Raw genomic sequence first — 13,133 nt, forward strand, 5'->3', positions numbered from 1 at the left:
GGTTGGCACCGCCAGTCACGTCACGACCCCTCGATTCGCGACGTTCGATGGGTAACTGATTGTGGCCCATGAATGGCACCGTAGGGGCGCCGCCGACCGCGAAACATCGGCCATTGCGCGTACAAGCACCAATCCGACGCGTAGATGTGAGATCACGGTTTGCCGCTGGTGTATCGACCGCCGGGGGACGGCGGACAGCTTCGCCGATCGGGTATGTCGTTGTGCGCCAGCGGCACGGGTCGATCGCACCCGGCTAGAGTCTGACGAATGCGGGTCGAAGATGACGGCTGGGATGTCACCACCAGTGTTGGTTCCACCGGGTTGTTAGTTGCCGCGGCAAGAGCATTGGAGACGCGGAAGCCCGATCGGCTGGCCGTCGATCCTTATGCCGAGGTGTTCTGTCGGGCTGCGGGTGGCGAATGGGCCGACGTGTTGCAGGGCAGGCTCCCCGATCACTATTTGATGACCCGGGACTTCGGCGAGCACTTCGTCAACTTCCAAGGTGCACGCACCAGGTATTTTGACGAATACTTCTCCCGGGCGGCTGGCGCCGGCGTGCTGCAGGTGGTGATCCTGGCAGCGGGATTGGATGCTCGTGCGTTCCGGCTGCGATGGCCGCACGGGACAACAATCTTCGAGTTGGATCGACCGCAGGTTCTCGACTTTAAGAGGGCGGTGCTCGCCGACCATCGCATCCAACCGCGCGCCGAACGTCGCGAGGTTGCTGTCGACCTACGAAGTGATTGGCGAACGGCCTTGTGTGACAAAGGCTTCGACGCCAACCAGCCGTCGGCCTGGATTGCCGAGGGCTTACTAGTCTATCTTTCGGCCGACGTCCAGCAACAGTTGTTCGTCGGCATCGACGCTTTGGCTAGCCCGGGCAGCCACGTTGCTGTCGAGGAAGCAACGCCATTGGACCCTGAAGAATTCGCAGCCAAGCTGAACGAAGAACGCGCCGCGAACGCCCAAGGTGACCCGCGCATGTTCTTTCAAATGGTCTACAACCAACGATGGGCTCGGGCCGTGGAATGGTTCGGCGAGCGCGGCTGGAGCGCGACCGCGACGCCGTTGGCCAACTATCTGCGCCGGGTCGGCCGACCGGTGCCCGCAACGGAGTCAGACGCTGCGCCGATGATTGCCGCAATGACCTTCGTCGGCGCGGTCAGAGCGGGATAGGTGACCAGACAGCCGATCCCGCATGCACGTCATCGTTGTATGCCCGTTGGATTTCAAACGCTATTGGGCTGACGTACTGGGCGTACCACCGTGTGTCGGCGTAGGTCGTATTCTTCGGGGTGCAGGTTGGCGAGCATGGCGCGATGTTTAGCCGGTGCAAAGGGCCAGACCTCAGGAATGCCGTCTTTGTTCAGGTACCAACTGTCACATCCGGTGGTCCAGACGGTGTTCGGCATCGCGGCTCGAATTTCGGTGTTGAATGCTTCGGTTGCCGATGACGTGGGCTCTACTGTGTCGAATTCACCTTGGCACCACCGCTTTATCCACTGCACGATGTGCTCGGCCTGAGACTCGGCGACAGCCGTCAACGGGAAGTTTCCCACGGGGCTATGCGGCCCCAACATCATAAAGAAGTTCGGAAATCCAGGTATTGCTACGGTTTGATGAGCATGCGGACCGTCTTGCCACACATCATCGATGATGATGCCGTCGCGGCCGGTGAGCTGCATCGGCCGGAAGAACGCATGAGAGTCAAACCCCGTGGCGAGCACGATGATGTCCACCTCGTGCAACACGCCGTCATCGGTCACGATGCCGCGATGCTCGACGTGGTCGATACCGGCCGTGACCAATTCGACGTCGTCGCGCTGGATCGCGTGATAGAACTCGCCGGACATCACCAGCCGCTTGCACATCGGCTCGTAATCAGGAGTCAGGGCCCGACGCAGGTGCGGGTCACGCACCCGACGTAAGGCGGCGCGACACATAACCCCTACCAGCCTTCGGTGCAAGCCCGGCTTGGTCAGCGCAGTCGTAAACATCTCGAAGGAAAGGCTGTATGTCTTGTGGGCCAGCCAACCTAGCCACGGAAAAACGCGGTGGGAGACTCGCCCCACTTTCGAGTAGCGAGGGTTGGGCCACGGCAGCACCCATTGCGCGGTGCGCTGGAACATAGTGACTTTGCCCGCAACCCCAGCTAGGCCGCAGACCAGTTGTACGCCCGTCGACCCGGTGCCGATCACAGCGACGCGCCGACCTTGCAGCGATACCGCATGATCCCACCGTGCCGAGTGAAAGACCGTTCCCCCGAAGTCGTCCAAACCGGCAATCTCCGGCATCCGGGGATGATGCAAAACACCGGTAGCCGAGATCAAGAAGTCAACTGTCGACTCCACTCCGGTATCGGTGCGCAGCACCCACCGACCGTCGTCAAATCGGGCGCTGATGACCTTGGCGCCAAACCGAATCCGGTGCCTCAGCCCGTAGCGGTCGGCGATCCTGCGAAAGTAGGCCTGGATTTCGCCGCCCGGCGAGAACATCTGGGTCCAGTTCGGGTTCTTAGCGAAGCTGTACTGATAAAGCCGGGACGGCACGTCACATGTCAGCCCAGGGTAGGTGTTATCGCGCCACGTGCCACCAACATCGTCAGCCTTCTCATAGATACGAACGTCGGTGATCCCACTGCTCAGCAGCGCGATTGCAACGCACAGCCCGGACATACCCGCCCCGACCACGGCAACCGCCGGATCCCGCCCTGTCATCGGCCTGACCCCTCAGAACAGCCCAAAATCACCCTCCCGCATACGGTTAAGCAACGCATGATACACAGACCACCAACCAAGGCACGATACGCAACATCCACCGATCGATTAATCAGCCCTGGTTGACCCATCGGTGTGGCTGCGAAGGCCAAACAAGCACGTGACCGGGTGCAACGCTGGTCACAGTCGACGCATCTCGCGAGCGAGGCAGGAGTGCTCCAGGAATTGGTAGCGCTTCGGGTAGTGCTGACGCTGCACTGGGCTGTCCTGCAACACCGGCCCTTCTAGCATCCCGCGAATCCCCATGCGCACAGCACCCACCGCCTTGGACCACCAGCGGCTGGTCCGCGACCGTGTCGGCGCCGGTCGCGTCGTGCCGAGGACAATCTCGTTGCGGGGTGATGAAGGTCGCTGTGGGAGGACTGTTTCGAGGATGAACCCAGTGCGTACCTCGAACTGTGGTGTGGTTATGGGCGAGGCGCCGTAACGGCGGTGTTGCGAAGACGTGGTGGCAACGGTGACACGCGCATCTTGCTCTTCAACGCAGTTCATAACAGCCTTCCTCCAAAGATCGCCCTCGACGATGCGATCCTGCGCGGCAAAGATCATCCGCCAACATGCGTACGGGGCGTCGCCGGGGGTCGTATATCTGCGCTAGGGTTCGTGCCCCCATGTACGATTCGCTACGCTGCTTTGCAGCTCCGCCAGATATCGGCCAATGTGAGTTCGATCCACCCCATCCATGCAGATCCGTCCTCGTAAGCAACCAGGGACTTGACGTGAGCAGATTGTTGCCTACGGGCATGGTGACATTGCTCCTGGCCGACGTCGAGGAATCGACCCGCCTGTGGCAGGCGCAGCCAGAGGAGATGGCCGCCGCCGTCGCGCGCCTGGATCACACTGTGTCGGAAGCCATCACGATTCACGGTGGGGTGCAACCGATCGAACAGGGCGAAGGTGATAGCTTCGTCGTGGCTTTCGCTCGCGCTAGCGATGCCGCTGCATGCGCGCTGGATCTGCAGCGGGCCTCGCTGGCGCCGATCCGGCTCCGCATGGGCCTGCACACCGGCGAGGTGCAGTTGCGCGACCAACTCAACTATGTCGGCCCGACTATCAACCGGACCGCGCGTCTCCGGGACCTAGCACACGGAGGTCAAATCGTGCTGTCTGCCACGACAGGTGATTTGATCAGCGACTGGCTCCCGACCGATGCATGGCTTGTCGATCTCGGGCGCCACCCGCTGCGCGACCTACCTCGTCCCGAATGGGTCATGCAGTTGTGCCATCCCGACCTTCGCGAGAGGTTCCCCCCACTGCGCACAGCCAAAGCCGTCGCCGCGTCAGTTCTTCCGGCGCAGTTCACCACATTTGTCGGCCGCCATGCGCAGATGAATGAGGTGCGAGCACTCCTGGCGGAAAACCGGCTGGTGACGCTGTGCGGTACGGGCGGTGTCGGCAAGACCCGTCTGGCGATTCAGATTGCGGGATCATCGGAGTTTCGCGACGGCTTGTGTTATGTCGACCTGGCCCCAATCACTGAATCCGGCATCGTACCGTCCACGGCAGCCCGCTCTGTGGGTCTGCCCGATCAGCCCGGCCGTTCGACGATGGACACTCTTCGCCGTTTCATCGGGAACCGCCGCATGCTGATGGTGTTGGACAACTGTGAGCATCTTCTCGATGCATCCGCGGCACTCGTCGTCGAGCTGTTGGGGGTCTGTCCGGCGCTGACGATCTTGGCGACGAGCCGGGAGCCGATCGGGGTGGCCGGCGAAATCACCTGGCGCGTACCGTCGATGTCGGTAGCCGACGAAGCAATCGAATTGTTCGCGGACCGAGCCAGCCGAGTACAGCCCGGGTTCACCCTGGCCAATCACAACGCCGCGGCCGTGCGCGAGATCTGCCGGCGGCTGGACGGCATACCACTGGCGATCGAGTTCGCCGCGGCACGGGTGCGCTCGATGTCGCCGGTCGAGATCGCCGACGGCCTGGATGACCGTTTCCGGCTCCTGGCCGGCAGTGTGCGGGGCGCGGTGCAGCGCCAGCAGACACTTCGCGCATCGATCGACTGGTCGCATGCGCTGTTGACCGAAACAGAGCAAATCTTGTTTCGCCGACTGGCGCCATTTGTCGGCGGGTTCGACCTCGCCGCGGCGCGCGCGGTCGCCGCCGCCGGTACCGACCTTGAGCCGTTTCAGGTGCTTGATCAGCTGACCTTGCTGGTAGACAAGTCGCTGGTGGTGGTCGAAGAACGCCAGGGTCGCACGCGGTACCGGCTGCTGGAAACGGTGCGCCGGTATGCGCTGGAAAAACTCGGCGACTCCGGCGAGGCCGATGTGCGCGCCCGACACCGTGACCACTACACGGCGCTGGCCGCCCGACTCAACACCCCTGCGGAAAACGATCACCAGCGGCTTGTCGCTCGGGCTGAAACAGAGATCGACAACCTGCGCGCCGCGTTTGCCTGGAGCCGTGAAAGCGGCCAAATCACAGAGGCATTGCAGCTCGCCTCCTCGCTGCAACCGATCTGGTTCGGGCGAGCGCACCTGCGCGAGGGGTTGGCCTGGTTCGATTCGATCCTGGAGGACCCAAGTATCAACCAGCTCGCCGTGTCAACGGCAGTTCGGGCGCGGGCGCTCGCTGATAAGGCGATGCTCGGTACCTGGCTTGCCACGAGTCCGGTGGGCGCCACCGACATCATCGCTCCGGCCCAACAAGCGCTAGCGATGGCACGCGACGTAGGCGACCCCGCGGTGTTGGTTCGGGCGCTCACCGCCTACGGCTGCAGCAGTGGCTACAACGCAGAAGCGGCCGCGCCCTACTTCGCCGAGGCGACCGACCTGGCGCGCGCCATTGACGACAAGTGGACGCTGTGCCAAATCCTCTACTGGCGAGGGGTCGGGATCTGCATATCGGGCGACCCGAACGCGCTGCGAGCGGCGGCAGAAGAATGCCGTGACCTAGCCGACACCATCGGCGACCGGTTCGTCTCGCGTCACTGCACCTTGTGGTTCAGTTTGGCGCAGATGTGGACCGGCAACCTGACCGAGGCGATCGAACTATCCAACGAAGTCACTGCCGAGGCCGAGGCGTCCAACGATGTGGTGACAAGAGTTCTCGGCTTGTACACCCAGGCCCAGGTGCTGGCGTACCGCGGCGCCAGCGCTGCCCACGCGACGGCCGCTGCTTGCATTGAAGCCGCGACGGAGTTGGGCGGCGTGTACCAAGGCATTGGCTATGCGGCGCTGACGTTCGCCGCGTTGGCTACCGGTGATATCGCGGCAGCGGTCGAGGCCAGCGAAGCCGCGCGGCCGATTCTTAGTGCCCAATCCGACCAGGTGACAATGCACCAGGCGCTGATGGCGCAGTTGGCCCTGGCAGGGGGCGATGCGATCACCGCACAACACTTCGCTAACGACGCCGTCCTTGCGACCAATGGGTGGCACCGAATGGTGGCGTTGACCACACGCGCGCGAGTGGCCATTGCGCGCGGCGATCCAGATCTGGCACGCGATGACGCCCATGCTGCGCTGGCCTGCGGCGCCCCCCTGCACGCCTACCAGGGCATGCCTGACGCCATGGAACTCCTCGCCGGCTTGGCCGGCGAGGTCGGCAGTCACCAGGAAGCGGCACGCCTGTTCGGGGCGGCGGCCGCCCTCCGGCAGGAGACAACTCAGGTCCGCTTCAAGACATGGGACCCCGGCTACGAGGCCTCGGTGGCGGCGCTTCGTGACGCGATGGGCGGCGAGGATTTCGACCGCGCCTGGGCCGAGGGTGCCGCCTTGTCTACCGACGAGGCGATCGCCTATGCACAGCGCGGTCGCGGCGAACGCAAACGACCGGCCCGTGGATGGGGCGCGCTGACCCCGACCGAACACAACGTCGTGCGGTTGGCCAGCGAGGGACTAAGCAATAAGGACATCGCAAAACGGCTTTTCGTCTCACCGCGTACCGTGCAAACTCACCTCACCCATGTCTATGCCAAACTCGGACTCACCTCCCGAATCCAACTCGTGGACGAAGCGGTACGCCGCAGCTAACCCCGCCCGACTCTCATCCCGGCGGGGCCAATCGTCTGATCCTGGGTGTCGCGCCGCATCACCGTGGTTTCTACTGACCAGTAGCATCGGTCCGGGGCGGGGTGTGAGAATTCTCGTATGACAGTGGTACCGGAGAATTTTGTCGCTGGCCTCGAAGGTGTGGTGGCATTCACCACCGAGATAGCCGAGCCGGATAAGGACGGCGGCGCACTGCGCTACCGCGGCGTCGATATCGAGGACCTGGTGAGTCAACGGGTCACCTTCGGCGACGTGTGGGCGCTGCTGGTGGACGGCACCTTCGGTCACGGGCTGCCGCCGGCTGAACCGTTCCCGCTGCCGATCCACTCGGGCGACGTGCGGGTCGATGTCCAGGCGGGCCTGGCGATGCTGGCACCCATCTGGGGATACGGGCCACTGCTCGACATCGACGACGCCACCGCCCGCGAACAGCTGGCCCGGGCATCGGTGATGGCGCTGTCCTATGTAGCGCAGTCCGCACGCGGCATCTATCAGCCAGCGGTCCCACAGCGAGTAATCGATGAATGCTCGACGATCACGGCACGTTTCATGACCCGATGGCAAGGGGAACCAGACCCCAGACACATCGAGGCCATTGACGCCTACTGGGTGTCGGCCGCCGAGCACGGCATGAACGCCTCGACGTTCACCGCGCGCGTGATCGCCTCGACCGGAGCGGATGTGGCGGCAGCGCTATCGGGCGCGATTGGCGCGATGAGCGGACCGCTGCATGGTGGCGCGCCGGCCCGGGTCCTGCCGATGCTCGAAGAGGTCGAACGCAGCGGCGATGCCCGCGGCCTGGTCAAAACCATACTGGACCGCGGCGAGAAGCTGATGGGGTTCGGGCACCGGGTCTACCGCGCGCAGGATCCACGAGCACGAGTACTGCGGGCGGCCGCCGAGCGGCTGGGCGCGCCGCGCTACGAGGTCGCCGTCGCGGTGGAGCAGGCTGCGCTGTCGGAACTGAGGGAACGCCGTCCGGACCGAGCGATCGAAACGAATGTCGAATTCTGGGCCGCGGTCATCCTGGACTTTGCCCGGGTACCGGCCAACATGATGCCGGCGATGTTCACCTGTGGGCGCACCGCCGGGTGGTGTGCTCACATTCTCGAGCAGAAGCGACTCGGCAAGTTGGTCCGCCCGTCGGCCATCTACGTGGGACCGGGCCCACGCAGCCCGGAGTCTGTCGAAGGCTGGGAGCGCATACTCACCAAAGCCTGAGGGGGCAAACCCCGGTCACCCAACCGCCACATTGTCAGCGACGTAGTGGAAGAGGACCGCTGGAGGACTGTGATCTGACAGCGGCTGTCCCTTGGAGTTGAGGAACTTCGCCGCTTCGTTGCTGTAGCTGGTGGCCTGCAGCATCACTCCTTGGCCGCTCCGATAGAAGATCTTGTCAAGCAGCTCACACTCGTTTCGGTCGTCACACGTGGGTGCGTAGGGTGGCGCGGTCGGGCCGTGCTCCACCTGCACCCAGGCGTCGGTCAGCCCATTGGCCGCGGCAAATTGCAGAAGGGCGCTTTGGTCGTCGGAGTATCGGGCGTTGAAGTCGCCCGTGACTATGACCGCGCGACCCGCGGAGTTCTGCTGGATGTAATTAGCGAGCTGCGCGAAGTTGGCGTTGGTATCCGCCCCACCACCGGTATTGGCGTGCAGGTTGTACAAGTCGACCGTTTCCCCACCCGCAAGTTGCATTTGGCTATAGGTAAAGCCCTTAGGGGTAAGGCAGTTGTCGCTGTGGCACTTGTACCACGTCTGCCGGTCGAGCCTTTTCACCTTGAACTCCGCGAGGGTATTGAGCCCGTCGGAGAAGGGCACACCGATGGGCCACAGCAAGGTCGGCGGGTCGGGCGGTGTTTGGCTGGGCATCTTGGATTTCTTGGTGAGGAAATCGTGGTAGGCGAAGTCCTCCTGGACGTTGGCGACGTAGTAAGAATTGAGGCGTTTCCCAATTTCCTTGGTGTACAAGAAGCGCGGCAAAATTGCGCTGGATAGCGGGAAGGGCAGCCCCGCGATGTTGTAGGTGACCATGCTGAAGTCACCGCTAATCTTGTCGGTCGGGGTGGCTCCGACGAAAGCCGTCACGGTGGCGACGTCATCGTGCCCGTGGAACGGACCCAAATATCCCGCCAGACCATGCACATGAAGGTCGGTGTCATCGCTGACGGAGACGGTGAAGGTGTCGCTGCCAACGAAACCCGGATCAGCCGTATAGGTAAAACTGTCCGTCTTTTGGTCGACGATCACCACACCGTGCTGGGGTCCGCCGGGTGCGCCACGCGCCCGCACCGTGAAGGTCATCCTGTTTCCGTCCGGGTCGTACGCGTCAAACGGGATCGGGCCGGTGGTACCGCCCTGAGGGACACTGAACTGTTGCGGGGTCGCGACGGGCGTACGGTTGGAGACAATTGGCACAATCCCGTTGTGCACTCCGGCTAGAAAGTCGATCAGGTAATTAAGGATGTCGTCAGGAATGTTGCCCGGATCGAGCTGCGGCAGGCTACCCGGTGACAAGCCCGCGCCCGGTGTCGCAGCCAACAGGGTGCCGGACCCACCCGACGGCGACGGCACATCCACCCGCGAATCACCATTTGACGAGCCCGCATCCGTTGGCTCGGCATTGCTGATCGCGTGGGTTACCGCCACCGCCGCACCCACCCCCACGACAACCACTAACGCGCCGACCCTGCCGATGCTTTTGGCGTGATCCATCGATTCTCCTTGTGCGCCCACTGGTTAAAGTTCGGGTAGTTTCAGGAGCACCCAATGTTCGGAGTGCGCAACCAATCGGTCCGTAATGTGGAGCGAAGTCTCCCGCGTCGTCGAAGCGAATGTCAATGACGATCTTTGGGGTCCGCCGGACTCCGTTCTGTCGTCGTCGCGTCCCACATACTCGCGCTTTCGAACGCCGCTCCGACGCTCAGAACGAGCACGGACAGCTGCGGTGCATCCAGGGCGGGCTGGCGTAGCTATGCGGTCTCGATCGACTTGAACGCCATCGCAATTCGCGCAGCTCATGAGCACTTGACGATCCTAAGGTTCCCCTCCGGTGGTGGACTACTGAGTTAGCCGGATGCGGTTCCGTCCCGGTCAGCACCATTGTTTGCCACCACCTCTGCGGCCGTTTGCCCTGAGTACCAGGTTGTAGATGCCGCACCGGGTGATCAGCCAGGATCGGCGTGTTGCTGACGTTGCTCGCGAGCTACACAAAAGCCTGCTGTGCACATGGTGCTTGATGAGCGACGCGAGACGGTCAACCGCCGCGGCTGGGAGATCGATCGGGTCCGATTGGTATATAACAGAATTCGTCTGCATGAAGGGTAGATCTGGCGCGGCTCCGCGCGCATGCGGTCGAGCAGGCCTAGACCCTGGGACGGAATCTGCCCATGTCGGAAACCGGTGGCAAGTGGCGGTACGTTGATCGATGAGCGGCCCCAGATAGCCTGTCCTGACTCTGATTTCGCCCCCTCCGGTCGGGGAGCCGAGTTGGTTGTCGCTGTCGATGGTCTTTGCTGATGGCGAGTCGGAAGCAGGTTTAACAGTGCGACCCGCATTGACGGTCCGGCGTCGCCGGCGGGTGCAGAGGCCGTTGCCCAACAGTCGGTTGGCCCCGCCGCGAAGGCGTCTCGTGGTTGGGCCGCAACGGGGTGCTGCGGGAAGTGGCTTGAGTTGAAGGTCGGGAATCTCGACTTGCGTTGTGATGGAAAAGTATTCGTGTAGAGACCGAAAAGTACTCGTGTCGCTATGAGGAAGCAATCATGTTGTGATGGAAAAGTGTTCGTCGAAGAGGGTGGGGCTGGGATGCGGGTGTAGGACAGCGACCGCGTTCCCCAACACAGATGGGGAACAGACCAGCATTCGCCGTCGTCGGGTGACCAAAAGCTATGACCCGGCCGCGGCCATTGGTCGCTGGACGGCTGAACCAACATCCGGCCGGGTACGGACCTCGGCGACGGCCGCCTCCCCCTTGCTCCATCACACTCAACAGCACGACTGCTAAGCGATCGCCCGCGCCCGACGGGCCCGACGGGGCCGACGGTGCCGACGGGGCCGACGGAGATAATTGTCGGTGCCCCGCGATTGAATGGCGTCACCGCGATGATTTTCCATCGCGGCCCGGGTCAGTATCCGTGTGCCAGTCCGGCGCGGGACTGGTCCGAGGACACCAACAACAAGGAGGCACCATGGCGCTCAACGTCGAACCCGCTCTGTCCCCACACCTCGTCGTCGACGACGCTGCCGCGGCGATCGACTTCTACGTGAAAGCCTTCGACGCCGTCGAACTGGGGCGAGTGCCCGGACCCGACGGCAGACTGATCCACGCCGCGCTGCGTATCAACGGCTTCATGCTGATGCTCAACGACGACTTCCCGGAGATGTGTGGTGGCAAATCCATGACGCCGAAGTCGCTGGGCGGAACGCCGGTCACCATTCATTTAACGGTCACCGACGTCGACGCCAAGTTCCAGCGTGCGCTGGACGCCGGCGCCACCGTGGTGACCGCCTTGGAGGACCAGTTCTGGGGAGACCGCTACGGTGTGGTCGTCGACCCGTTTGGCCACCACTGGTCGCTTGGACAGCCAGTACGCGAGGTCAGCATGGATGAGATCCAAGCGGCCATGTCAGCGCAAGCGGGTTAGCCGACAATCGGCTGAGCCAGATCACGCAGCCGGGCCACCAGACGGCGCCGCAGCGGCGCCTGCGGCGCGGTGGCTGCCGCCGCGAGCATCTCGGCGACGTCGGTGAACTTGTTGCGAGGCCGGCCGTCGGCGCTGCCGCGCGCCATCTCGGCAGCATCGATGGCCCGCCATCCCGCGGAGCCGACGGCTTCGGGCTGGCGGGCATGTACCAGTTCAGCTAGCGCCGTCGGCTTGGCCACCGGGTCGGCCAGCCTGCCGCTGTTGAAGTCGGCGACCAGAGCCTGCACGGTCTGGAAAGAGCAGGACTTGTTCGTGCCGATGAACCCGGTCGGCCCGCGTTTAATCCAGCCCGCGACGTAGGCGCCGGGCACCGGTTCGCCGGTGCGGGGGTCAATCACACGTCCACCGTCGTTCGGGACGACCGCGGCCTCCTCGTCGAACGGCAGGTCGCGAATCAACTTGCCGCGGTAGCCAATCGACGTCAGCACCAGGCCGGCATCGAGCTGGCGCACCGCGTCGGTTCCGGTGACCGAGAACTCCACCCCGGTGGCACGCTGCTGCCCGAGAACGCGCTGAGGCGTAAGCCGGTAGGCCAGCCGGATGCGCGGGCGCCGCGCCCCGGGCGCCCGCGCATCCGCAACACCCAGTGCGCTCAAGATCTCCAGCTTGTTCCTGGTCAATGGATCAGCAGCGGTTGGCAGATCATCGAGAACTCGCTGATGATCGCTCGGGTCGAGCACGACGTCGGACCGGGCGGTGAGCCCGATCAGCTCGGGCAGGGTGAACGCCGAGTGGGCTGGTCCGCGGCGGGCCGCGACTACCACCTCACGGACCGCAGAATTGCGGAACGCGCGCAACGCATGGTCGGCGATGTCGGTGTAGGCCAGCTCGTTCGGGTCGGCGGTGAGTACCCGCGCCACGTCGAGGGCGACATTGCCGTTGCCGATGATCACGACACGCTCGTGGCTGAGATCGACTGTCAGATCGCTGAAGTCGGGATGCCCGTTGATCCATGCGACCAGCTCCGTGGCGGTACCGGTACCCCGAAGACCCATCCCGTCGATATCCAGCCGGCGGTCGTCGGGCGCGCCGACCGCATACAGCACGGCGTGGTGGTGGGCCAGCAGCTCGGCATGGCTAAGGTGCTTCCCGATCTCGACATTGAGATAGAACCGGAAGCGGCGATGACGGGTGACCCGGTCAAATAGTTGCGTGACCCTTTTGGTGTTCTGGTGATCCGGCGCTACCCCGGCGCGCACCAGACCGTAGGGCGTCGGCAGCTTCTCAAAGACGTTGACCTGCACTCCGTGCTGGACCAACAGCTCATCGGCGGCATACATGGCCGCGGGACCGGACCCGACGATGGCCACCGTCAGCGGCTGACGACGCGCATGCACCTCGGCGGCCGGGATCACCGGCGCCAGCTTCGACGTCGGCGGTAGCTTTACGCCCGCGGCCCGCTTCGGGTAGAACGACGAGTTGACCTCGACGAACGGCAGTTGCTCCGCGCCCAACCGGCTATCGGGCGCGATTGCGCCGACCGGGCAGGCACTCACACAGGCACCGCAGTCCACGCAGGCCACCGGATCGATATAGAGCATCTCCGACGTCGCGAAGCCGGGCTCGTCCGGCGTCGGGTGAATGCAATTGACGGGGCATGCGAAGACGCAGGACCCGTCGTTGCAGCACGACTGAGTAATTACGTGCGGCATAGAGAA

Annotated in this window: 8 protein-coding genes; 4 read left to right on the top strand and 4 right to left on the bottom strand. The window is 63.7% G+C overall.

Features of this window, described 5'->3' with window-relative positions; genetic code table 11:
* The first annotated feature begins 267 nt into the window (after window positions 1-267).
* On the top strand, window positions 268-1,176 hold the full coding sequence (locus AADZ55_RS19240; RefSeq protein ID WP_085326464.1) for a class I SAM-dependent methyltransferase: 909 nt from the start codon (window positions 268-270) through the stop codon (window positions 1,174-1,176).
* Window positions 1,177-1,229: 53 nt separating this feature from the next.
* On the opposite strand, the gene AADZ55_RS19245 is transcribed toward AADZ55_RS19240, so the two are convergent.
* Both AADZ55_RS19245 and AADZ55_RS19250 read right to left on the bottom strand, forming a co-directional pair.
* The gene (locus AADZ55_RS19245) at window positions 1,230-2,717 is read right to left on the bottom strand and encodes a flavin-containing monooxygenase (protein ID WP_085326465.1); all 1,488 of its coding nucleotides are present in this window, start codon (window positions 2,715-2,717) and stop codon (window positions 1,230-1,232) included.
* Between the two features lie 180 nt (window positions 2,718-2,897).
* Window positions 2,898-3,326, bottom strand: a complete 429-nt coding sequence (locus AADZ55_RS19250; RefSeq protein ID WP_085326466.1) for a hypothetical protein — start codon at window positions 3,324-3,326, stop codon at window positions 2,898-2,900.
* A gap of 194 nt (window positions 3,327-3,520) precedes the next feature.
* Here AADZ55_RS19250 and AADZ55_RS19255 point away from each other — a divergent pair, with 194 nt between their 5' ends.
* Window positions 3,521-6,757, top strand: a complete 3,237-nt coding sequence (locus tag AADZ55_RS19255) for a LuxR family transcriptional regulator (protein WP_242670206.1) — start codon at window positions 3,521-3,523, stop codon at window positions 6,755-6,757.
* A 117-nt stretch (window positions 6,758-6,874) separates the two neighbouring features.
* The gene (locus AADZ55_RS19260; protein WP_085326468.1) at window positions 6,875-7,996 is read left to right on the top strand and encodes a citrate synthase 2; all 1,122 of its coding nucleotides are present in this window, start codon (window positions 6,875-6,877) and stop codon (window positions 7,994-7,996) included.
* 15 nt (window positions 7,997-8,011) lie between these two features.
* On the opposite strand, the gene AADZ55_RS19265 is transcribed toward AADZ55_RS19260, so the two are convergent.
* Window positions 8,012-9,487 carry an Ig-like domain-containing protein gene (locus tag AADZ55_RS19265; RefSeq protein ID WP_085326469.1) on the bottom strand — a complete coding sequence of 492 codons (1,476 nt, stop codon included), beginning with the start codon at window positions 9,485-9,487 and terminating at the stop codon, window positions 8,012-8,014.
* A 1,472-nt stretch (window positions 9,488-10,959) separates the two neighbouring features.
* Between AADZ55_RS19265 and AADZ55_RS19270 the strand changes: the two genes are divergently transcribed.
* Window positions 10,960-11,415, top strand: a complete 456-nt coding sequence (locus AADZ55_RS19270; protein ID WP_085326470.1) for a VOC family protein — start codon at window positions 10,960-10,962, stop codon at window positions 11,413-11,415.
* Here AADZ55_RS19270 and AADZ55_RS19275 read toward each other — a convergent pair.
* Window positions 11,412-13,127 (bottom strand): FAD-dependent oxidoreductase, encoded by a 1,716-nt coding sequence (locus tag AADZ55_RS19275; RefSeq protein ID WP_085326471.1) that lies wholly within the window; start codon window positions 13,125-13,127, stop codon window positions 11,412-11,414. The two genes, AADZ55_RS19270 and AADZ55_RS19275, sit on opposite strands and share 4 nt — an antisense overlap.
* Window positions 13,128-13,133: the final 6 nt, after the last annotated feature.

The sequence above is a fragment of the Mycobacterium decipiens genome (assembly GCF_963853665.1).
Lineage (GTDB): Bacteria > Actinomycetota > Actinomycetes > Mycobacteriales > Mycobacteriaceae > Mycobacterium > Mycobacterium decipiens.

Coding starts and splice junctions, on each gene's coding strand:
- AADZ55_RS19240 (WP_085326464.1), top strand. CDS start 268: ATGCGGGTCGAAGATGACGGCTGGGATGTCACCACCAGTGTTGGTTCC.
- AADZ55_RS19245 (WP_085326465.1), bottom strand. CDS start 2,717: ATGACAGGGCGGGATCCGGCGGTTGCCGTGGTCGGGGCGGGTATGTCC.
- AADZ55_RS19250 (WP_085326466.1), bottom strand. CDS start 3,326: ATGATCTTTGCCGCGCAGGATCGCATCGTCGAGGGCGATCTTTGGAGG.
- AADZ55_RS19255 (WP_242670206.1), top strand. CDS start 3,521: ATGGTGACATTGCTCCTGGCCGACGTCGAGGAATCGACCCGCCTGTGG.
- AADZ55_RS19260 (WP_085326468.1), top strand. CDS start 6,875: ATGACAGTGGTACCGGAGAATTTTGTCGCTGGCCTCGAAGGTGTGGTG.
- AADZ55_RS19265 (WP_085326469.1), bottom strand. CDS start 9,487: ATGGATCACGCCAAAAGCATCGGCAGGGTCGGCGCGTTAGTGGTTGTC.
- AADZ55_RS19270 (WP_085326470.1), top strand. CDS start 10,960: ATGGCGCTCAACGTCGAACCCGCTCTGTCCCCACACCTCGTCGTCGAC.
- AADZ55_RS19275 (WP_085326471.1), bottom strand. CDS start 13,127: ATGCCGCACGTAATTACTCAGTCGTGCTGCAACGACGGGTCCTGCGTC.